General features: G+C 30.3%; 1 pseudogene. It reads right to left on the reverse strand.

Features of this window, described 5'->3' with window-relative positions:
• Positions 1-64, reverse strand: a pseudogene (locus tag SB717_RS37090) (thiol:disulfide interchange protein); the annotation flags it as partial.
• Between the last annotated feature and the right edge of the window lie 197 nt (positions 65-261).

Genomic DNA, 261 nt, shown 5'->3' on the forward strand with positions numbered 1-261 from the left:
GTTCATAAGCTGCGTATCCCGCTAAACAAAGTAACACTACAATAATCGTAAGCTTCCGCCACATTTTATATCACCCTAACGTATTATCTTCTTTTAACACATTCATCAAAATACTATATACCTTATTTTAGCTTATACGGACAAGCTTGGAAATATTCAGAGTCGAAATAATTAGAATATTCTTATTTAAAGTGTAATTTTTTCCTTTTTATCATATAATTAGAAAAACAGATGAAGTGTTGTTTATCTTCTTATGGGCCC

This window comes from Priestia sp. SIMBA_032 (genome assembly GCF_046535215.1).
Taxonomy (GTDB): Bacteria; Bacillota; Bacilli; order Bacillales; family Bacillaceae_H; genus Priestia; species Priestia aryabhattai.